This window comes from Mesoterricola silvestris (assembly GCF_030295405.1).
GTDB classification, from domain to species: domain Bacteria; phylum Acidobacteriota; class Holophagae; order Holophagales; family Holophagaceae; genus Mesoterricola; species Mesoterricola silvestris.
This window is the reverse complement of sequence record NZ_AP027080.1, coordinates 3,305,967-3,326,011: the sequence shown is the minus strand read 5'-3', so window position 1 is coordinate 3,326,011 and position 20,045 is coordinate 3,305,967. Positions and strand designations below refer to the sequence as shown.

Here is a 20,045-nt window from a genome sequence, read left to right as displayed (position 1 = left end):
CGTTGCCCGCAACCCGGCGACAATGAGCGGATGGACCGGTACTACTTCGACGCCAACGCCACCACGCCCCCCCTGCCCGAGGTCCTGGCGGCCCAGGCCCGGGCCGCGGCGGAGGCCTGGGCCAACCCCACCAGCACCCACCGGGAGGGCCAGCGGGCCCGCCACCTCCTGGAGGAGGCCCGGCGCGCGGTGGCGCTCGAGCTGGCCGTGGACCCGGCCCACCTGGTCTTTTGCGCCAGCGCCACCGAGGCCCTCCACCTGCTCCTGAGGGGCCTCCAGCCCCGCCTGGGCGGCCTCCCCGCGGTGGTCTTCCCCGGGGAGCACAGCGCCTGCCTGAACCCCCTCCGGGACTGGAGCATGGTGCGGTGGCTGCCCTGCGAGGCGGAGGGGGCGGCCACGGTGGTGCAGATGGCGGCCAGCAACGAGACCGGGATCCGCTACCCCATGCCCCAGGTACCCGAGGCCGTGCGGATCCTGGACGCCGTCCAAGCCTGGGGCAAGGTGCCCCTGGACCTGTCGGTGTGCGACGCCGCGGTCCTCTCCGGGCACAAGATCGGCGGCCCCCGGGGGGCCGCCCTGCTGTGGATGCGCCCGGACCTGCCCTGGACCGCGGTCCTGGAGGGCCCCCAGGAGCGCCGCCGGCGGGGGGGGACCGAGGACCTCCCGGCCATCGTGGGCCTGGCCGAAGCCGCCCGGGCCGTGGGCGCCCGGGTGGAGGCCAACGCCGCCCTGGCCGCCCTGCGCGACGACCTGGAGGCGGAGGTGCTGGGCTGGAGCCCGGACTACGAGGCCCTGGGCCGGGGCCTGCCCCGCCTGCCCAACACCAGCGCCCTCCTGCTCCGGGGCCACAACGGGGAATCGGTGCAGATCGCCCTGGACCTGGCGGGCTTCGCCGTCTCCACGGGGTCGGCCTGCCACAGCGGCGCCACGCGGCCCAGCCACGCCGTCACCTCCCTGGGCTATTCCGCGGCCGAGGCCCGCAGCGTCATCCGGGTCTCCATGCTGCCCGGGACCTCCCGGGAAGCCGTGGGGGCCCTCGCCGGGGCCCTGAAGCGGGTCCTTAAGAGGTAGACTGGGGCATCCCTTCCGTGGAGGCACCATGCGCCGCCAGATCCTGGCCCTCGGGCTGATGTTCGTTGCCGCGTTCCTGGGCGCCCAGCAGCCTGGGAAGATGCTCCTTCTGGGCAGCACCATCGGCCCCATCGATTCGGGCGTCGTGGGGGCCCTGGAGGACGCCTACGAGAAGGAGACCGGGGTGCGGGTGCGCCACGTGGGCGCCGGCACCGGGGCCGCCCTGGAGATCGCCAAGCAGGGCAGCGTGGACCTCGTCCTGGCCCATGCCCGGGCCCTGGAGGAGGCCTTCGTGGCCGAGGGCTACGGGGTGGGGCGGGTTCCCCTGATGTACAACGATTTCGTGATCGTGGGCCCCGCCGCGGACCCCGCCGGGATCCGGGGCATGAAGGGCGCCCTGGACGCCCTGCGGGCCCTGGCCGCCAAGGGCGCGCCCTTCATCACCCGCGGCGACAATTCCGGCACCCACGTGGCGGAGCGGGACCTGTGGATCAAGGCGGGCCTGAAGCCCGCGGCCCCCTGGTACCGGCTCTTCGAGAAGGGCGCCCTGGGCAACGCGGCCACCCTCGCCTTCACCGATGCCCAGAACGCCTACACCCTCATGGACCGCGCCAGCTACCTGGGGGCGCGCAAGAACATCCGGCTGGAGGTGCTGGTGGAGGGCGACGAGGTGCTGCTCAACCACATCTCCCTGATCCTGGTCAACCCGGCCCGGTGCCCGCAGGTGGACCACGCCGGCGCCGCGGCCTTCCTGGCGTGGCTCACCGCGGCCGACAAGGGCCAGCGGATCATCGCGGACTTCGGCAAGGACCGCTACGGCCAGGCCCTCTTCATCCCGGAATCCCGGGAATGGAAGGCCGCGGCGCCCAAGTGACGGGGTGCAGTAAGCTGGAGCCATGGAACCGTATTCCCTCCTCCGTCTGAAGCCCGGCAAGGAAGCCCTCCTGTCCAAGCTGCACCCCTGGGTGTACTCCGGCGCCCTGGCGGCGCCGCCCACCTCGCCCCTGGTGCGCCTGGCGGACGCCTCGGGCAACGTGCTGGCCGTGGGCACCGCCTCCGCCACGAATCCCCTGGCGGTGCGCATCTTCCGCTTCGAGGACGGTCCCCTGGACGCGGCCTTCTTCCGCCAGCGCCTGGACCGGGCCCTGGAGGGGCGGATCCTGCTGGGCCTGGACGGCCCCGAAGCCGGGTGCCGGTGGGTCTTCGGGGAAGGGGACCTGCTGCCGGGGCTGGTGGTGGACCGCTACGCCCACGCCCTGGTCATCCAGGTGGGCACCGCCGGCCTGGAGGCCCTGCGGGACATCTGGTGGCCCGTGCTGTACGAGCGGGCCCGGGCCGAGGGCATCACGGTCTTCGTGGAGCGCAGCCAGGGCGGCCGCAAGGAGGAGGGCCTGGCCCCCGTGAACCGGCTCCTCAAGGGCTCCCTGGCGGGCCCGGTCACGGTGCGGGAAGGACCGGCGCGCCTGGCGGTGGACCTCCTCAAGGGCCAGAAGACCGGCTTCTTCCTGGACCAGCGGGAGCACCGTCTCTTCCTGGGGAGGATCTCCAGGGGCGCCACGGTGCTCAACGCCTTCGGCTACACCGGCGGCTTCTCCATCCACGCCGGCCTGGGCGGGGCGGCCCGGGTCGCCACCCTGGACATCTCCGCCCAGGCCCTGGACCAGGCCCAGCGCGACTGGGAAGCCAACGGCCTGGACCCCGCGGCCCACGTGCGCATGGAGGGGGACGCCTTCGAGCTCCTGCGCGCCCTGGAGCCCGCCAGCTTCGACCGGGTGGTGGTGGATCCCCCCGCCTTCGCCAAGCAGCGCAAGGACGTGGAAAAGGCCTTCAAGGCCTACAAGGACGTCTTCCGCCTCGGCGCCCGCGCCACGGCCCCCGGCGGGATCCTGGGGTGCTTCTCCTGCTCCCAGCACCTGGACCGGAGCCGGTTCCAGGAGGCGGTGTGGACCGCGCTGCTGGAGGCCGGCCGCGAAGCCCAGGTGCTGGCCCATCTGGGGCAGCCCATGGACCATCCCTACGCCCTCAATCACCCGGAAGGGTTCTACCTCAAGGGGCTCTGGATAAGGATCTTCTAACTCAAGGTCCCGACCCACTCCAGCTACCCGTGCCGATGCCAACAGATCGTGATCCCATGAATACCAAAGTCCGGCTCCTCAGCCCGGAACAGAAAGAGTCCAAAGGCTGATCCCCTTCATCCTGTTCATCCATTTTTCATCCCTGTTCCCGCAGGGCCAGAGCCGGGATGGGTCGGCGCATGCAGATCAACGACGCGCCGCCCCATCCCATCGCTGGCCCTGCGGGAACAGGGATGGACTGGATGAACAGGATGCAGGGGATGAAATAGGGGATTGGACGTTCGCTTCTATCTAGGCCTTGAACTGGGCCGTGGACTCCGCAAGGCGTTCCGCGACCCGGGCGAGTCCGTTGGCCGTACGGGCGACCTCGCTCACGGTGCTGGCCAGCTGGGTGGTCGCCGTGGCGTTCTGGGCGGCGTGGTTGGCGCTCTGATCCACGGCCCGGGCCACTTCGTCGCTGGTGCGGGCCTGCTCCTCGGAGGCGCTGCCGATCTCCAGGACGAGGGAGGAGAGGCTCGTGACGTTGGCCTGGATGGATTCCAGCGACGCCACGGCCGCGCCCACCGTCTCTTTCCCCCGGTCCACGGCTTCGTTGGAGCCCTTGACCAGTTCCGCGATTTCCTTGGCGGCCTGGCCGGAGCGTTCGGCGAGTTTCCGCACTTCCTCGGCCACCACGGCGAAGCCCTTGCCGTGGGCCCCGGCCTTGGCCGCCTCGATGGCGGCGTTCAGGCTCAGGAGGTTGGTCTGGCGGGCGATTTCCTGGATCACCTGGATGGCCTTCACGATCTGGGCCGTGGTGCTGCGGATGGCCTCCATGGATTCGGTGGTGTCGGCCCCGGCCCGGTGGCCCTGGGCGGTGGCCTGGACGGCCGCCTCGGCCTGGTCCCGGGCCTCCTTGACGTTGGCGGCCACCTGCTGGATGGACGCCGAGAACTCGCTCACCGCCGCCGCCAGTTGCTCGGCGCCCTGGCGCTGGACTTCGGTGCTCTTGGCGATCTGATCCGTGGTCGCCGACATCTGCTCGGCGCCCGCGGAAAGTTCCATGGATCCACTGGCCGTTTGGGCGGACGCATCCGCCAGGTCGTTCCAGATCCCCCTCAGCTTGTGCAGGAATTCATTGACCGCCTTGCCCACGCGTCCCAGCTCGTCGTCGCAGACCACCGGGAGATCCACTTTCAGGTCCCCCTTGGCGATGCCCCTTTCGATGGCCTGGCACATGGCCTGGGCGGGGCCGGCGACGCTCCGGGAGATGGCCAGGGAAAGCCAGATGCCGGCCACCATGGCCCCCGCCCCGAGGGCCAGCAGGGTCCACCCAGCCTGCCCGGAAGCCTGGATGGCGGAAAGGCTCTTCTCGCTGGCCTGCTTGTCCTGGAGGGCCACGATCTTGCCAAGCCCTTCCTCCCAGGCCGAAATGACCTTCCGCCCATCCCCGAAGATGAGCCGGACCGCCTCCTCCTTCTTGCCCTGGTCCACGAGGCCCACGAACCTGGCGTGGATGGCCTCGGCCTGCTCCCGGTGGGAGCCCACGGTCCTCAGGAGCGCCAGGGTCTCGGTGTCCTCGGTGCCGCACAGCTTGACCAGTTTCCTTTCGGCCTCCTCGTAGGTGGCCCTGGATTTCGCCAGTTTCTCCTTCTGGGTGGCGCGTGCCGCCGCCGTCTCCTCCAGCGCGTAGGCCCGGATGAACCTGCCGGTGAGCAGCATCTGGCGATCCATGAGGGAAGCGCTTTCCATGGATTTCTGCTCGTTCTCCACGATGTCCCGGAGGGTGGCCTCCGCGCGGCGCGATTGGAAGTGCCCCACCCCCACGGCGAGGACCATCAGCGCGAGGATCGCGCCGAAACCAAGAGCCAGCCTTTTCCCGATTTCAAGCCGAGCCAGCATGAATCCTCCATTTGAGATCTGAACCGTACCTGAGTACTGAATCCGATTTGCGGGGCGATTATCCCACCAACCCGGCCTGGGGATGAGGAAGTGGTAACAAACCTCCAATCCTGTTCATCCTGGGCATCGCTGTTCATCCCTGTTTCGCAGGGCCAGCGATGGCTTGTGCCGGCGCAGGCATTACCCGCATGAGCCAACCCAACGGAGCATTGGCCCTGCGAAACGGTGATGAACACGGATGAATGGGATGAAGGAGATGGGGGCCGCCCATCCCGGCGGCGAAGGATGGTGTTGATACCCCGTCTAGTTTCCGGAGTCCCGGGTTTCGGGAGGCAGTCTCGCGTCCAGGAGATGGGAGGGTTTCACGTTCTTCATGGCCTTCAGCATGGAGAACTTCAGGTCGGGGATGCTCGTCTTGAGGGTGGCGACCAGGTCCTTGACCTGGGCCCGGCGGGATTCCAGCACCGAGGCCCCGCACAGGGGGCAGCCGCAGGGCACGAAGGGATAGCCCTTGAGCCACGCGAAGCGGCGCAGGTCCTCCTCCTCGCAGGTGCCCAGGGGGCGGATGACGGTGTTGCCGCCGTCGTCGCTCACGAGCTTGAGGGGCATGGTGGAGAGGCGGCCCTCGAAGAACTGGTTGATGAGCAGGGTCTCGATGAGGTCGTCCAGGTGGTGGCCCAGGGCCAGCTTGTTGAAGCCCTGCTCCCGGGCGTAGGAGTAGAGCACTCCCCGGCGAAGCCGGGAGCAGATGGCGCAGGGGGTGATGTCGGGCTTGCGGCGCACCAGGGTGTCGATGGGCGCGCCCAGGATCACGTGGGGGATGCCCTTGGCCTCGCACACCTCGGCGATGCGGTCGGGGTTGTAGCCGGGGAAGCCCGGGTCGATGGTGGCGCCGTGGACCTCGAACCGGATGGGGGCCCGCCGGCGCAGGGATTCCAGGACGTCCAGCAGCGCCCAGGAGTCCTTGCCTCCGCTGAGGCCCACGAGGATGCGGTCCCCGTCCTGGATGAGGCCGAATTCATGGACGGCCATGCCCACCCGGCGGCGGATGCGTTCCTCGAGCTTGGGCAGCGTCCTGAGGTCGGCTTCGGTGGGGGGCAGGGCGAGGCTGGGGAGGGCGCAGGGGTTGCTCAAGCGGACTCAGCCCAGGGCGGCGCACCGGGGCCGGGCCCCGCTGTCCAGCTGTTCCTGCACGCCCTTGGTGTAGGCGGGGCAGGTGCAGTCCGGGCACGTGTTGCTGTGGCTCTCCACGCAGAGGTCGGCCAGGGTGATGGTGTCCATGAAGTCGGTGATGTGGCTGGAGAGCTGCTTCCACAGCAGCTCGTTCATCTTCACGTCGGCGCGCAGGGCGGACTTCGCGGTGACCGGATCCTCCTTGGCGGAGGCGTAGAAGCTGGTGTCCGTGAGGCGCAGCACATCGCCCACCGTCACCATGTTGCAGGGGCGCGTGATGATGTAGCCGCCCTTGGGGCCGCGCACGCTGGCCACGATCCCCGCCTTCTTCAGGCGGTTGAAGATCTGCTCCAGGAAGGGCAGGCTGAGCTCCTGCCTCTGGGCGATGAGGTGGAGGGGAACGGGCTGTCCGTGGCTGTGGTGGGCCAGGTCGAACAGCGCTTGCATGGAATACCTGCCGCGGGCTGAGATCTTCAAAGGGGCCTTCCTGTCCAGACTGGTTTAATATACTTTTCCTGATTGAATTGGTCAAGTTCTTCAGGAAACCACCATTTGTCACCAACAGGGAAATTCATCGCGGGGTGTAAACCCCGGCCGGCTTGGACGCACTCAGGAGGCAGAACACCTTTGAAAAGGGGGCACCGATGCCCAGAGGCGACTCGCGACATATGGGAATCACCCAGCGTTCCCTGGGAATGTCCTTCTCGGCCGTTAGCTTGAACGCTTCCGAGGATCCGTCCCCGGCCATCCGGCGTGCGGTGCAGGAGTTCGCCCAGGCCTGGTACTGGGGCGACTCCGAGGGCATGCTCGGGACCCTCCACCCCGACTACGTCAACCGCCTCGTCACCCTGGGCACCCAATCCCGCCCCCTGGGCGTGCAGGGAAGCCTCGGGAGCCAGACGCCCCCGGACCTGCGCACGGTGGAGGTGCGCATCCTCGAGGTGCGCAAGGCCTCCGCGAGCGCCGTGGCCGAATTGTGCGGGTGGGTGATCCACCTGCACCTCGCCAAGTCGGCGGGACCCTGGAAGATCGTCAACGCCATGTGGGAGTCCCGCACCGCCTGAGCTACTGGAGGGTGGGGGCGAACAGCTTCAGGTCCTTCCGGCCCGCTTCCACCTTCACGGCGGCGGGGCGGGGGGTGCCGGCAGGGACCGGCACCTTGAGTTCGTACCGGGTGGCCCAGAGATTCAGGGCCTGGGTGAGCCGGGCGGGAAGCTCGTTCTCGAGCCGGAAGGTGTTGCCGCCCGAGGCGACGGCGGCTTCGCCGAAGGGGCCGGTGTTGGATTCGCCGACGCCCCCGACGCTGTGGAGGGTGATCCCGGACCCGGCGAAGGTGTTCTTGAGGGCCACCCTGGCCAGGGTGACGTCCCGCACCATCAGCTCCGTCTGCAGCCGGTTGTTCATGACGTCGCGCCCGCCCATGATCTCGTTCAAGCCCGGCGCCTTCAAGCCCCCGGCGCTCATGCGGGAGACCCGCTGGGCCCAGATGGGGTTGGTCAGGTCATCGATCTCGTTGCGGCTGATGATCACCACCTGGGCCTCGGGGGCGGCCTTGGCCAGGGTCCGGGCCATCCCCATCACCTCCTCCATGGCGGCGGTGACGGTCTTGGTGACGCCCCCGAGTTCCTCGGGCGAGTATTCGCCGATGACGCTCCTGCGGGTGGACGAGGTGTCCTTGGCATCCCTGGCCATGGCCCTGCCCAGGCCGCCCGCGAGCAGGGCGTTGACGGCCTCCATCCCCTCCTGGGGCTCGCTGGCCGGGGTGGGGGGGAGGTTGAAGACGGGGTTCGGGTTCCCCTCCAGCTTGCCCCGCCAGGCGCCCGCGGCCTGGGTGAGCGCCTTGGCCCACAGGGAGGGGCGCGTCGTGAAACCGGGCGTGAGGCACTCCAGGCCCTTGGAGGTGCGCATGACCACCAGGGCGGAATCGGAGGGGGGCAGCGAGGCCATGAAGGTGGCCAGGGACTGGAGCACCACCTGGCGGAAGTCCGGATCGCGCACGGGAAGGAGTAGGAAGGTCCACTTCTGGCCTTCCTTGCCCAGCTCCTCCGGGGTTCGCATGGCCACGACGTCGGCGCCCTTGCCGGCGATCTGCACCTTCCAGTCCGTGGGCTTCAGGCCGGCGGCGATGCCCCGGGAATCCAAGGGAAGCACCTTGAGGGTGAGGGTCTCGCCGCCGGCGAGGGCGAGGCAGAACAAAGGCGCGGCGAGGCGGAAGCACAGCTTGCAGATGCGCATCGGTAATTCCTTTTTCGGGTTGCAGGGGGAGCTTAGCGCTGGCCCCGGGTCCCCGCAAGGACCGAATACCGTCTGTTCGCCGTTTTTTTTACCGGTCGGCGCCCGTGGCCACGGGCAGGGGATTCCGGCACCATTCGCTCCAGGACCCCACGTACAGGGCCGCGCCCCCCATGCCGGCGGCCTCCAGGGCCAGCAGGGTGTGGCAGGCGGTGACGCCGCTGCCGCAGTGCACCACCAGGCGGCCCCGGGGGGTGGCGCCGAGCAGGTCCGCGTACAGGCGCCGCAGTTCCTGGGCGGGCTTCATGCGGCCCCCGGGCCCCAGGTTCTCCTGCCAGGGCAGGTTCACGGCGCCGGGGATATGGCCCGCGACGGGGTCGAAGGGTTCCGTCTCGCCCCGGTAGCGCGGGGCGGCGCGCACATCCAGGACCTTCCAGTCCGGGTCGGAGCGGAGGCGGTCCACCATGGCCAGGTCGGCCACGGGCAGGAGCCAGCGGTCCTCGGGGTAGGGTCCGGTGGGTTCGGGCCGGGCGCCCGGGGCGGGCAGGCCTTCCGCGAGCCCCGCCTGGATCCCCCCGTCCAGCACCACGACCCGCCCGTGGCCGAAGGCCCGCAGCATCCACCAGAGCCGGGCCGCGCCGGAGCCCCCGCAGGCGTCGTCGTAGGCCACCACCCGGGTCTCCGGGGTGATGCCCCAGGCGCCCAGCTGGCGGGCCCAGGTTTCCGGGGAGGGCAGGGGGTGGCGGCCCCCCCGGGCCGGATCGAAGTCCGGCAGGCCCCGGGCGCTGAGGGCGGCGTCCAGGTCCGCGTGGATGGCGCCGGGCAGGTGCTCCCGGGCGAAGGATCCGGCTCCGGGCCGGGCGTCCAGGAGCACATAGGGCGGAACGAGATCTGCGGGCGCGACCACGGGGAAAAGCGGCATCGGGCACTCCAAAAAGGCTATGAATTCCACTTAGGATGAAATAGGGTTCCCGCTGGGCAGGCACCTGGGGGAATATAGTAACCGCCGCAATCCCTTCCGCTCCCATTTCGCGAGATGATCCATGACCGCACCCCCGATGCGCAAGCTCGTGACGCCGCCGGCCATGCTGGGGCTGTTCTTCCTTCTCTTCTCGGTGGCCGCGGTGGCCCTGGTGTTCGCGCCCGGCGCCCACTCCCCGGCCCTGGCCCTGTCCCTCACGGGCATGGCCATCGTCGGCGTGGTGGGCATCCGCACCACCGCGGTGCGGGCCCGGGAGGCGGAGCTGGCCCTGGCCGAAGGGGAGCGCTACATCGAGAAGGTGGCCGAGCTCAGCCAGGACATCCATGCCATCGTGGACGCCGAATCCGGCGCCTTCCTGTACCTGAACCCCGCCGTGGAGGACCTGCTGGGCTTCCCCTCGGAGGCCTTCATCAAGGGCGGCCGGGAGTACTTCTATTCGCTGGTCCATCCCGAGGACCTGCCGGTGCTCCGCCAGCACCGGGAGGCCGCCGCGCCCCCCCCGCCCGAGGGGGCGGAGGAGCCCATCCTGGAGGAGATCTACCGGATCCGCAACCACCACGGCACCTGGCGCTGGTTCAGGGGCCGCCGGACCGTCTTCGTGCGCTACGGGGACGGGCGCCCCGCCGAGATCCTGGCCGTCATCCAGGACATCACCCAGCAGCGCTCCTTCGAATCCGCCCTGGTGCAGGCCCACAAGGTGGAGAGCCTGGGCGCGCTGGTGCGCGGCACCGTCAACGACCTGAACAACACCCTCATGGGCATCCAGGGCTATGCCGAGATCGCCCTGGAGGGCCAGCAGGCTCCGGCCGTCCTGCGCACCAGCCTCGAGTTCGTCCAGGCCAACATCCCCCGGGCCACGGGCCTGTGCAAGCAGATCCTCTCCTACACCGGCCAGGGCCGCATCCAGATCTCGCCCCACCAGCTCAATGACGCCGTGCGGGAGAGCCTCTCGGCCATCGAGACCCTGGTGCCCGAAGGGGCCCACCTGGTGCTGGACCTCCAGAACGACCTGCCCCTGGCCAACGTGGACCTGACCCAGGCCCGGCACGCCCTCCTGAACCTGGTCTTCAACGCCTGCGAGTCCCTGGGGATCCGGGGCGGCGAGATCACCATCCGCACCTTCCTGCGCAGCCTGGGCGGCACCGAACCCGGGGGCCAGGGCCTCCGGGGCGACTTCGTGTGCCTGGAGGTGGCCGACACCGGCCCCGGCACCCCGCCCGAGATCCTGGGCAAGGTCTTCGATCCCCTCTTCAGCACCCTGCATCCCGGCCACGGCCTGGGCCTGTCCACGGTGGAGGACATCCTCAAGGAGCACCATGGGGCCGTGCACGCCAAGGGCGAGCCGGGCCGGGGCGATGCCACCGTGCTCTACTTCCACCTGGCCGAGAAGAACCCGGAGATCGACGCGGGCGACGAGGGCACGCCCCTGGTGGGCGCCTCGGGGGTGCTCCTGCTGGTGGACGACGAGCCCACCATCCGCTCCATCCTCCGCCAGGGCTTCGAGAACGCGGGCTTCAAGGTCATCGAAGGGGTGGACGGGGTGGACGGCTTCGCCTCCTTCGTGCGGCACCGCTCCTCCATCAACGCCGTCCTCCTGGACCTCACCATGCCCCGCATGGGCGGCGACGAGGTGTTCGAGGAGATCCACAAGCTGGCCCCGGAGGTGCCGGTGGTGCTCATGAGCGGCTACAGCCAGGAGGAGGCCACCACCGCCCTGGCCGGGCGGGGCCTGGCGGGCTTCCTGTCCAAGCCGTGCAGCATCAAGGAGGCCCTGGCCGTGGTGAGCCGGGCCCTGGCCACCCACACCGGATCCTGATTTGGACACAGCCCCTGTCACGGGCCGGCTGATCCGGTTCTGCTCCCGCCACTGGATGCTCCACGGGTTCCTGGATCCCCTCTACCGCCACGCGGAGCGGCGGGGCTGCGATGCCCTGGTGCGGGAGAACGCCCTGCGCCTCCTGGAGCGGGCCCACGTCGAACGGCTCACGGGGGGGGAGGAGGCCCCGGAGGCCGCCACGAAGGCCCTGGACCGCTACGCCGTGCTGGCCGCCCGGGGTGACGCGGATGCGGCCTTCCAGGTGGCCGAGGCCCACCGCACCGGCTTCGGCCGGCCCCGGAACCACTGGAAGGCCCTGGAACACTACCGCATGGCCCTGGACCTGGGCCATCCCGAGGCCCCCCGGCGCCTCCGGCAGCTGGAGGAGGGGGAACCCGTGGAGGACCCGGCCTTCGAGGCCTTCGGCCGCAGGGCCCTGCTCAGGTCCACCTACGCCCCGGACCGGGGCCGGCGCCACGTGCGGTCCCTGGCCGAGGGGGCCCGGGAGCTTCGCCGGGAGGGGGTGGGGCGCCGCGGGGTCCGGGTCCTGCTGGGCTCCGCCCTGGCCCTGGGCGCCTACCTCGCCCTGGATATCTATTTCTTCGGGATGGGGGCCTGGAGGCCGGACCCCGGCCGGGTGGTGTGGGGCCTTTTCGGCAAGATCCACCCCCCCAAGGGCACCGGGCTGGGCCGGGTGCTGCCGGGCTGGCTCAGGCCGTACGCCCGCAGCGTGACCTTCGAGCTGGCGGACGTCATCCACCAGCGGGCGGGTTCGTACTGCCTGGGGGACTTCCAGGGCAAGGTCGTCTTCCTCCACCTGGTGGACGGCCGCCACCCCACCATCCACGAAGCGGTGCCCTACCTGCGCAAGCTGGATGCCCGCCGGGGACCGGACTTCGAGTCCTTCATCCTGTACGTTCGCCGCCTGGAACGGGCGCAGGACGTCCATGACGCCCTCCAGTGGGCCCTGGAGATCGCCCCGGCCGTGGCCCCCAATGCCAAGGCGGTGCGGCCCCTGGGCACCGTGTCCACGTACCCCGCCAACTTCGTCATCGACCGGAAGGGGCGGATCCGCCAGCGGTGGACCGGGTTCAGCGAGGCCCTCACCGAAGAGGCCATCCAGGGGGCCCTGGCCGAAAACGACAAGCCAAGGTAGCGTCTTTCCATGACCTTCACCTTCGATCCCCAATCCGCCGACTGCTCGGGGGCCCTGGCGCGCCTGGGAGCCCTGGGGTTCACCGAAGCCGCCGTGGCCGGGCGCCTGGGCCTGGAGGATCTCAACGACCTGCAGTGGAAGGCGGTGCCCGTGTACCGCCAGGACCGCCTGGCCGACCGGGATGCCCTGGCCTCCGCCATCGACCTCTTCGTGCTCCAGGGTTCCCTGGAGGCCCGGGAACTGGGCCGGCTCTTCGACCCCGGGACCCAGGGGGCGCTGGTGCGTGCCGGCATCCTGGAGCGGGCCGGCGCCCTGGTGCGGGCCCGGGCCTCGGTGTATCCGGTGGGTTCCACCCTCATCTTCTCCGACCACGCCTGGGCCGAGTCCGGGGACGTGCCGCGGGACCAGGTCATGTACGTGGGCACGGACAGCCGCTGGCTGGCCCGGGCCACCGTGCGAAAGCCGGTGGAGGCCTCCCTGGACCTCTGCTGCGGTTCGGGGATCCAGGCCCTCCTGGCGGCCGCCCACGCCGGAACCGCCACCGCCGTGGACATCAACGCCCGCGCCGTGGCCTGCACCGCCTTCAACGCCCGGGCCCAGGGCCTCGCCAACCTGGAGGCCCTCCAGGGGGACCTCTACGCCCCGGTGGGCGCCCGGCGCTTCGGCCTCATCACCGCCAACCCGCCCTTCGTGCCCGCCCCCGCCCAGGCGGTGGATTTCCGGGACGGCGGCCCCAGCGGCGAGGACGTGCAGCGCCGCATCGTCCAGGGCCTGCCCCGGCACCTGGCCCCGGGGGGCCTGGCCCAGATCGTCACGGAACTGGGGGAGCGGGAGGGCGAGCCCCTGGAGGACCGGCTGCGCGGGTGGCTGGACGGCGCCCCCATGGCCCTCCATATCCTCCGCCTGCGGGTGCACCCCGCCCAGGCGTACGCCATCGGCCACGCTCAGGGGGACGACAATCCCACCTTCCTGGCCTCCGTGGGGCGCTGGCACGCCAACCTGCGGGCCCAGGGCTACGACCGCATCGTCTCCGTCCTCCTGGCCTTCCAGTGGAGCGACGACCCCTGGACCCGGGTGGACGAGGCCCTGGCCCCCGCCCGGGACGCGGGCGGGGAGCTGGAAGCCCTCTTCGCCGCCCAGCGCCTGGCCCGGGACCCCGGGCTGCGGCAGCGCCTGGAAGGGGGCCGGGTGGCCCTGGCCGGCCCCGTGGCGCTCCTGGAGGCCCGGGCCCTGGGGATGCGGGTCCCCCCCACCACCCAGGCCCGCCTCGCCGCCCAGGCCATGCCCGTGGAGCACCCCCTGGCGCCCCTGGAGCGGGATCTCCTGGAGCGCATGGATCCCGAGGCCCGGGTCGCCGACCTCCTGGCCGCGGCGGCCGCCGCGGGGCTTGGGTCCGAAGCCGTGCTGGACGCCCTGGTGGCCCTGGTGCGCAGGGGCCTCGTCCGCCCCGCATGACCACCTGGCACCTGTACCTGCTCCAGTGCGGCCGGTGCATCTACACCGGCATCACCACCGATGTGGAAGCCCGCGTGGCCGCCCATGCCGCCGGCAAGGGCGCCAAGTACACCCGGGGCCGCCCGGACCAGCGCCTCCTCTTCCAGGCCCCCGTGGGCACCCGCGGCCAGGCCACCCGCATGGAACGGGCCGTCAAACGCCTTTCCCATGACCGCAAGCTGGATCTCGCGGCGGGAAGGGAGCCCCTGCCTGCGGTGGACGAAAGGGCGGAGGAAAGGGCGGACGCGGCGCCGGCCAGGGCCGGAGCACCGGCGGGGGACGGAGAGGGGGCGGGAAGGGGTCCAGGTGCGGGAACTCCCGCAGGGGGCCGGGTCCGCCGCCGGTGACGGAAAGGGCTTCGCAGTCGGTCAATGGGCGCATGGGACACCGCGCGGGTTCCCCATCCAGCCTAGGCCCTGGCTGGACCTTGGCAAGGGCCGGGATGGGGCCCCAGCAGGCGTCCCACCGCGCTCACCAGGTGTTCGGCCAGGGCCTCCGGAGGCAGGATCGGGTGATCGCCCGGCACCATGTCCCCCACCCCCAGGAACGGAACGCCCGCCTGCTCCGCGGCATGGCGATCGTGGGGGCGGTCGCCCACGTACAGGTGGGGGCCCTTGCAGCCGGCCATGGCCATGCGGATCAGGCCGGCCCGGTCCAGCCGGGGCAGGCTGCCCAGGCGCGGGATGCGCGGATCCACGCCCAGGAGCCCGGCCTTGAAGGCCAGCACCCGGGGGACGTTGCCCGACACCAGCCACACGGAGCGGCCCGCGTCCACCAGGCGCGCCATGCCGTCGATGAGGCCCCGGAAGGCGGTGGGGGCGTGGCCCTGGGGGTGGAAGGCGGCCTCGAAGCGCGCCAGGCACGCGGATTCGTAGGCGGCGTAGTGGGCCTCGGACATGGGGGCCCCGAAGCGCATGGCGTGGAGCTCGCCCATGATCTCCCAGTCGGTGGAGCCCGTGCAGCGCCGCAGCTGGTCCACGGTGGGCTCCTGGCCCCAGAGGTCGCCCAGGGCCTTCCTGAGCAGCACGTAGCCGCCGCCGAACTGTCCCAGGGTGCCGTCGAGGTCGAAGCAGAGTGGCATGGCTCCATTGTGCGGCAAAAAGCCGTGGATGGCCGGGGATCCGGAGGCTAACCTGGATCCATGCGGTATTTCTCAGCGATCCTGGCGTCGGCCCTCATGGCCCTTTCCGTCGATGCGGCCGGAAGCGCGGGAACCGTCCTGGACTACAAGGTCGTGGTGCGCATGCGGGAGGGCGGCGGGCCCCAGGAGAGCCGCCTGCAGGTGGTGACCACGGCCCCGGTGGCCACGCGCAACAGGGTCAAGCGCCCCCGGTTCGTGGGGTGGCGGATCCGGGCCTTCCCGGGCAAGGGGGGCCTGCCTCCGGCGTCGGTGCTCACCCGGGTGGAGAGCCTGCTGTACCTGGAGGGGCCCAATTCCGGGGTGGTGCCCCGGGAGGGGGGGACCCGGTTCGGGGGCCGGAACTGCCGGCTCTGGCAGGCCCTGACGCCCTCCTCCGTGGGGGCGTTCGTGTACCTGGCGGAGATCTCGCCCAACCTCCTGGCCCTCTCGTACCTCAGCGCGAGCCTTCCGGAGGGGGACCTGGCCTCCATCGAGATCCACCTGGAAGGGGTGAGCCTGGGTTCCGCCCCGGCCCCCGCGGAGGACGGGACGGTGCTCCTGCGCACCCTGCGGAAGTGGGGCGCCCTGGTGGACGACGATCAGCAAGTGATGGTGACAGAGCAGATACAGTGACCCCTTCGGGGTCGGTTATCCTGATGGACCGGGGGGGACATGGCTTTCAAGGACGAGTGCGGCGTATTCGGGATCTGGCCTGAGCTGGAAGCCTCCCGCCAGACCTACCTGGGACTCTACGCCCTCCAGCACCGGGGCCAGGAGGCCGCGGGCATCTGCTCCCGGGACCAGGGCCGGCTCCACCTGCACAAGGGCCAGGGCTACGTGGCCGACGTCTTCACCGAGGCCACCCTGGACCGCCTTCCCGGGGACGGGGCCATCGGGCACACCCGGTATTCCACCACCGGCGGCAACGTGGCCTCGGCGGCCCACCCCTTCCTGGTGGAGGGCCGCTTCGGGCAGATCGCCCTGTGCCACAACGGCAACCTCACCAACACCGAGGAACTGCGGAACCGGCTCATCCAGGAGGGCCAGGTCTTTTCCAGCCCTTCCGATTCCGAGGTGATCCTCGCCCTCATCAACCGGGCCAAGGCCGCCAGCGTGGTGGAGGCGGTGGTGGAGGCCCTCCGGCAGGTGGAGGGCGCCTTCTCGGTGCTGATCATCACCAAGGACAAGTTCATGGCCGCCCGGGATCCCCGGGGCTTCCGCCCCCTGTCCATGGGGCGCCTGGGCGGGGCCACCGCCTTCTCCAGCGAGACCTGCGCCTTCGACCTGCTGGGGGCGGAATACGTGCGGGAGGTGGAGGCCGGGGAGTTGGTGGTGATGGACCGGGACGGCCTCACGTCCCTGTTCCCCCGGGAGCGCATCCAGGCACGGCCCTGCGTGTTCGAGCACGTGTACTTCGCGCGCCCCGACTCCTTCGTGTACGGCCTCTCGGTCATGGGCACCCGCCGGGACATGGGGCGGCTCCTGGCCCGGCGCCACGGCGTCGCCGCCGACCTGGTGGTGCCGGTGCCCGACTCGGGCGTGTCGGCGGCCCTGGGCTACTCGGAGGAATCCGGGATCCCCTTCGACTTCGGCCTCATCCGGAACCACTACGTGGGCCGCACCTTCATCGAGCCCAGGCAGAGCATCCGCTCCTTCGGCGTCAAGGTGAAGCTCAACCCCGTGCGCGAACTCCTGAAGGGCAAGCGCGTGGTGCTGGTGGACGACAGCGTGGTGCGGGGCACCACCAGCCGCAAGATCGTCTCCATGGTGCGGGCCGCCGGGGCCCAGGAGGTGCACATGCGCATCTCGAGCCCGCCCACCACCCACCCCTGCTTCTACGGCATCGACACGCCGGACCGGGAGCACCTGCTCGCGGCCACCCGGGACCTGGAGGCGATCCGCGAATTCATCGGCGCCGACACCATCGGCTACCTGACCCTGGAGGACCTCCAGACCTCCGTGCGGGACCCCGACGGCGGCCACTTCTGCTACGCGTGCTTCACCGGCGACTACCCCGTGCTCCCCCGGAGCGCCGCGGGCCGCTGCGGATGACGGGCCCGGCGGGTCCGGGCGGGCCCCTCCCGCAGCAGTTCGAGGACGGCCTGCGGCTCCTGGCCGCGGCCCTGGCCCTCAAGGGGGACCGCCGGAGCGAGGCCGCCGCCATCTCCGCGGCCTGTTCGGCCATCCAGCGCTTCCTGAAGATCCTGGAAGCCGCCTCCCTGCGCCGCCTGCCGGACCCCGGCGGCAACGTCCAGCGGCTCCGGGACCAGTGCGGCGCCCTGCTCAACCTCCGCCAGGAGCCCGCCGACGCCCTCGATCACACGCTGGAGGCCGCGAGGCTGGCCCGGGACGAGGCGGCCCGGGTCATCGCGCTCCTGGCGGTGACCCATGACTAGGATCGCGGTGCTGGGCCCCACGGCCTCGGGCAAGTCGGCCCTGGCCCTGGCCCTGGCCCGGCGCATCGGGGGCGAGGTGGTCAACGGCGACCCCTTCCAGGCCTACCGGGACCTGCCCGTGGGCACGGGCCAGCCCGGCGCGGAGGAGCGGGAGGGGATCCCCCACCACGGCTACGGCGTCCTGCCCCTGGACACCGTGCTGAACCCCGCCTCCTTCGGGGAACGGGTGCGGGGCTGGATCGCCTCCTGCGCGAACCCCGTCCTGGTCACCGGATCGGGCCTCTACCTGCGGGGCATCTGGGACCAGCTCACGACCCTGCCCGAAGTGCCCGAGGCCACCACCGCCAAGCTGCGCCGGTGGGTGGACGTGCTGGGCGCGCCGGTCCTGCACCGGTACCTGGCCGCCGTGGACCCCGCCCGCGCCGCCCAGCTCCACCCCAACGACCGCTCCCGGGTCCAGCGGGCCCTGGGCCTCCACCTGGCCACCGGAAGCCGCGCCTCGCTGTTCCTGGACGGCGTGGAACGGGGCGTGCCCGAGGGCTGGCGGGCCATCCTGGTGCTGCCCTCCCGGGAGCACCAGCGGGAGCGGGTGGCGCACCGCGTGCGCGCCATGATCCGCGCCGGCTGGCAGCGGGAGGTGGCCGCCCTCCAGGGCACCCCCGCCGAGGCCGACCTGCGCCGCCTGCGCCCCCTGGGCTACGAGACCTGGATGGACGAGCCCCGGGGGGCCGGCGCCCGCATCATCCAGGACACCCGGGCCTACGCCAAGCGCCAGGCCACGTACTTCCGCAACCAGTGGCCGGACGTGCCGGCCTGGGATCCGGACGCCGAACCGGTGGAGGCCGCCTTCGCCCGGCTGGGGCTCTGAATCCGACCCCCTGGCGCCGCGGACGTCCAAGGCTATAGTTCCTTCCCTATTGCGCCTTTTGGCCCCTGGCGCTGGGGAGGCTTCCATGAACGCTTTCATCCCCGTTCATCCCATTGATCGGCGTTCATCCCGGTTTCCGCAGGGCTGACGTGGAGGTGGGTCGGAGCGCGCGTTACCCGACGTCCATGACCCAAAGGTGACGGCAACTCCCGGCGCAGTTCAAACGGGGATAAACAGGATCAAAGGGAAAAGGCAGGATAAAGAACGTCAGGTCAGGCTCGGGTCGATCGGACCCTTACTCCGTGCCCTTCCGGGCCTGTTCCCGCAATACCACGATGCGGGCGCGCACCTCGGCCATGAGGTCCTCCTTGCGGGCGAAGTCGCGGGGGTCCACCGGCCGGCCCACGGCGATGGCGTACTTCCAAGGCCTCACCAGGAGGCTGCCGGGGGGGAGCATGTGGTAGGCGCCGCCGATGCCCAGGGGGACGATGGGGGTGCCGGCCTCCAGGGCCAGGGCGAAGCCGCCCTTCTTGAAGGGGAGCAGGTCCCCGGTGCGGGTGCGGGTGCCTTCGGGGAACAGGACGACGCTCTTGCCGCCCCGGATCTGCCGGGCGGCCTGGGCGATGCTGGCCACGGCCTTCTCCCGGTTGCGGCGATCGATGAAGATGGTGCCGGCCATCATGGCGGCCCAGCCCACGGGGACCATCCACTTCAGCTCATGCTTGGCCAGGTACACCGCGGGGATGGGCAGGGTGCCCATGAGCACCGGCGGGTCCAGGAGGCTTTCGTGGTTGGCCATGAAGATCACCGGCTGGCGTCCCTCCCGGATGTCCTCGGGGAGGTCCTCCCAGCCGGCCAGTTCGTTGTGCATGCCGAAGAACCGGAAGATGGACCGGGACCACAGGGGCCCGAAGGTCCAGAAGGAGCGCTTGGGCCCCAGGAAGGGCGCGCCCAGGATGATGGCGACGGCGGTGAGCGGGAGGCTCGCCAGCCCCCACGCGGTGACCGTCGCCCTCCACGGCCAGGTGCTCTTCCAACCTCCCGACGTCGGCGCCATCCTGGGTCAGGCCGGCAGGGCCCGGGGGAACAGGATGTGGTTCTCCAGGAAGAGGTGGAGGTGCAGGTCGTCCTCCAGGTTCCGCAGGCCCAGGTAGATGATCCTCAGGTGTTCCTCGATGCCGGGGGCGATCTCGTAGTCGGCGGTGATGAGCCGGATGTTGTGGAGGAGCTCCTCCGCGGCCTGGTGCTCGGCGGAGATGGTGCGGGCCTGCTCCGACGGGGTGCTCAGGGAGATGGGCGTCATGCTCCCGTTTTCCGCCGCGCAGATGGCGGGGAACAGGTTGCGCTCCTCCATCTGGAAGTGGGCCACCAGGTCCCGGGCGAGGCTGGCGAAGTGGACCTTGAGGCGGATGAGCATGGCCTGGGCGGGGCCGGGGATGGCCAGGCCCGCGTCCATGAGCTTCTGGATGCGCACCAGCTCCTCCCGGGTGAAGGCGTGGTGGTGGTGGACGATGTGATGCACCAGCTCCGGGGTCGTGGCCTGGGACCAGTCGCGCTGCACCGGGGGCTTGAGGGCGGCCAGGTCCTGGGCCACCTTTTCCGGCACCAGCCCCCGCGCCCCGCAGGCCTCGGCGAGGGTCAAGTGGCCCTGGGCGTGCACGTCGATGCCCAGGCGGCAGAAATGGCGGGTCATGGCCTGGCTGGAGGTGGCCAGCTGGTCAATGGGGCTGGAAGTGTCGATGGGCATGCGGGATCCTGGTCTGACGCGAGCTTCTACCTTA

General features: G+C 70.9%; 20 protein-coding genes. 12 read left to right on the top strand and 8 right to left on the bottom strand.

Annotation, left to right across the window (positions count from 1 at the left end):
- Nucleotides 1-30 precede the first annotated feature (30 nt).
- The 3 genes from R2J76_RS14410 to R2J76_RS14400 are packed head-to-tail and all read left to right on the top strand — an operon-like array spanning nt 31 to nt 3,146.
- On the top strand, nt 31-1,071 hold the full coding sequence (locus R2J76_RS14410) for a cysteine desulfurase family protein (protein ID WP_316412332.1): 1,041 nt from the start codon (nt 31-33) through the stop codon (nt 1,069-1,071).
- A 28-nt stretch (nt 1,072-1,099) separates the two neighbouring features.
- Complete coding sequence (locus tag R2J76_RS14405; RefSeq protein WP_316412331.1) at nt 1,100-1,945, top strand: substrate-binding domain-containing protein; 846 nt, start codon at nt 1,100-1,102, stop codon at nt 1,943-1,945.
- Between the two features lie 22 nt (nt 1,946-1,967).
- Nucleotides 1,968-3,146, top strand: coding sequence for a class I SAM-dependent rRNA methyltransferase (locus R2J76_RS14400; protein WP_316412330.1), 1,179 nt, complete (start codon nt 1,968-1,970; stop codon nt 3,144-3,146).
- Nucleotides 3,147-3,437: 291 nt separating this feature from the next.
- On the opposite strand, the gene R2J76_RS14395 is transcribed toward R2J76_RS14400, so the two are convergent.
- The 3 genes from R2J76_RS14395 to R2J76_RS14385 all read right to left on the bottom strand — a co-directional run bounded on the left by R2J76_RS14395 (nt 3,438) and on the right by R2J76_RS14385 (nt 6,677).
- Entirely contained in the window at nt 3,438-5,027 is a 1,590-nt protein-coding gene (locus R2J76_RS14395) for a methyl-accepting chemotaxis protein (protein ID WP_316412329.1), read from the bottom strand.
- Nucleotides 5,028-5,330: 303 nt separating this feature from the next.
- Nucleotides 5,331-6,161: a tRNA 2-thiocytidine(32) synthetase TtcA gene (gene ttcA, locus R2J76_RS14390; RefSeq protein WP_316412328.1), complete on the bottom strand. Its 831-nt coding sequence runs from the start codon at nt 6,159-6,161 to the stop codon at nt 5,331-5,333.
- Between the two features lie 6 nt (nt 6,162-6,167).
- On the bottom strand, nt 6,168-6,677 hold the full coding sequence (locus R2J76_RS14385) for an Rrf2 family transcriptional regulator (RefSeq protein ID WP_316412327.1): 510 nt from the start codon (nt 6,675-6,677) through the stop codon (nt 6,168-6,170).
- Nucleotides 6,678-6,916: 239 nt separating this feature from the next.
- Between R2J76_RS14385 and R2J76_RS14380 the strand changes: the two genes are divergently transcribed.
- Nucleotides 6,917-7,264, top strand: a complete 348-nt coding sequence (locus R2J76_RS14380; protein ID WP_316412326.1) for a nuclear transport factor 2 family protein — start codon at nt 6,917-6,919, stop codon at nt 7,262-7,264.
- Nucleotide 7,265: 1 nt separating this feature from the next.
- Here R2J76_RS14380 and R2J76_RS14375 read toward each other — a convergent pair whose 3' ends face one another.
- Nucleotides 7,266-8,435, bottom strand: coding sequence for a hypothetical protein (locus tag R2J76_RS14375; RefSeq protein ID WP_316412325.1), 1,170 nt, complete (start codon nt 8,433-8,435; stop codon nt 7,266-7,268).
- A gap of 88 nt (nt 8,436-8,523) precedes the next feature.
- Entirely contained in the window at nt 8,524-9,354 is an 831-nt protein-coding gene (locus tag R2J76_RS14370) for a sulfurtransferase (protein WP_316412324.1), read from the bottom strand.
- A gap of 121 nt (nt 9,355-9,475) precedes the next feature.
- Here R2J76_RS14370 and R2J76_RS14365 point away from each other — a divergent pair, with 121 nt between their 5' ends.
- Genes R2J76_RS14365 through R2J76_RS14350 form a run of 4 tightly spaced genes read left to right on the top strand, consistent with a single transcriptional unit; the run spans nt 9,476 to nt 14,227 of the window.
- Nucleotides 9,476-11,230, top strand: coding sequence for a PAS domain-containing hybrid sensor histidine kinase/response regulator (locus R2J76_RS14365; RefSeq protein ID WP_316412323.1), 1,755 nt, complete (start codon nt 9,476-9,478; stop codon nt 11,228-11,230).
- 1 nt (nt 11,231) lies between these two features.
- Nucleotides 11,232-12,386 carry a hypothetical protein gene (locus tag R2J76_RS14360; RefSeq protein ID WP_316412322.1) on the top strand — a complete coding sequence of 385 codons (1,155 nt, stop codon included), beginning with the start codon at nt 11,232-11,234 and terminating at the stop codon, nt 12,384-12,386.
- A 9-nt stretch (nt 12,387-12,395) separates the two neighbouring features.
- Nucleotides 12,396-13,841 (top strand): methyltransferase, encoded by a 1,446-nt coding sequence (locus tag R2J76_RS14355; RefSeq protein ID WP_316412321.1) that lies wholly within the window; start codon nt 12,396-12,398, stop codon nt 13,839-13,841.
- Nucleotides 13,838-14,227, top strand: a complete 390-nt coding sequence (locus R2J76_RS14350) for a GIY-YIG nuclease family protein (protein ID WP_316412320.1) — start codon at nt 13,838-13,840, stop codon at nt 14,225-14,227. The genes R2J76_RS14355 and R2J76_RS14350 overlap by 4 nt, the downstream gene beginning before the upstream one ends.
- Before the next feature lie 62 nt (nt 14,228-14,289).
- Here the strand turns inward: R2J76_RS14350 and R2J76_RS14345 are convergent, their stop codons facing one another.
- Nucleotides 14,290-14,961 (bottom strand): HAD family hydrolase, encoded by a 672-nt coding sequence (locus R2J76_RS14345; protein ID WP_316412319.1) that lies wholly within the window; start codon nt 14,959-14,961, stop codon nt 14,290-14,292.
- A gap of 60 nt (nt 14,962-15,021) precedes the next feature.
- Between R2J76_RS14345 and R2J76_RS14340 the strand changes: the two genes are divergently transcribed.
- Genes R2J76_RS14340 through miaA form a run of 4 tightly spaced genes read left to right on the top strand, consistent with a single transcriptional unit; the run spans nt 15,022 to nt 18,264 of the window.
- Nucleotides 15,022-15,633 carry a hypothetical protein gene (locus R2J76_RS14340; protein WP_316412318.1) on the top strand — a complete coding sequence of 204 codons (612 nt, stop codon included), beginning with the start codon at nt 15,022-15,024 and terminating at the stop codon, nt 15,631-15,633.
- Nucleotides 15,634-15,672: 39 nt separating this feature from the next.
- Nucleotides 15,673-17,052, top strand: a complete 1,380-nt coding sequence (gene purF / locus R2J76_RS14335) for an amidophosphoribosyltransferase (RefSeq protein WP_316412317.1) — start codon at nt 15,673-15,675, stop codon at nt 17,050-17,052.
- Entirely contained in the window at nt 17,049-17,396 is a 348-nt protein-coding gene (locus R2J76_RS14330; protein WP_316412316.1) for a hypothetical protein, read from the top strand. Before purF ends, R2J76_RS14330 begins: the two co-directional genes overlap by 4 nt.
- The gene (gene miaA / locus R2J76_RS14325; RefSeq protein ID WP_316412315.1) at nt 17,389-18,264 is read left to right on the top strand and encodes a tRNA (adenosine(37)-N6)-dimethylallyltransferase MiaA; all 876 of its coding nucleotides are present in this window, start codon (nt 17,389-17,391) and stop codon (nt 18,262-18,264) included. Before R2J76_RS14330 ends, miaA begins: the two co-directional genes overlap by 8 nt.
- 295 nt (nt 18,265-18,559) lie before the next feature.
- Here the strand turns inward: miaA and R2J76_RS14320 are convergent, their stop codons facing one another.
- Nucleotides 18,560-19,321 carry a lysophospholipid acyltransferase family protein gene (locus R2J76_RS14320; RefSeq protein WP_316412314.1) on the bottom strand — a complete coding sequence of 254 codons (762 nt, stop codon included), beginning with the start codon at nt 19,319-19,321 and terminating at the stop codon, nt 18,560-18,562.
- A 6-nt stretch (nt 19,322-19,327) separates the two neighbouring features.
- Nucleotides 19,328-20,011, bottom strand: a complete 684-nt coding sequence (locus R2J76_RS14315; protein WP_316412313.1) for a hemerythrin domain-containing protein — start codon at nt 20,009-20,011, stop codon at nt 19,328-19,330.
- Nucleotides 20,012-20,045: the final 34 nt, after the last annotated feature.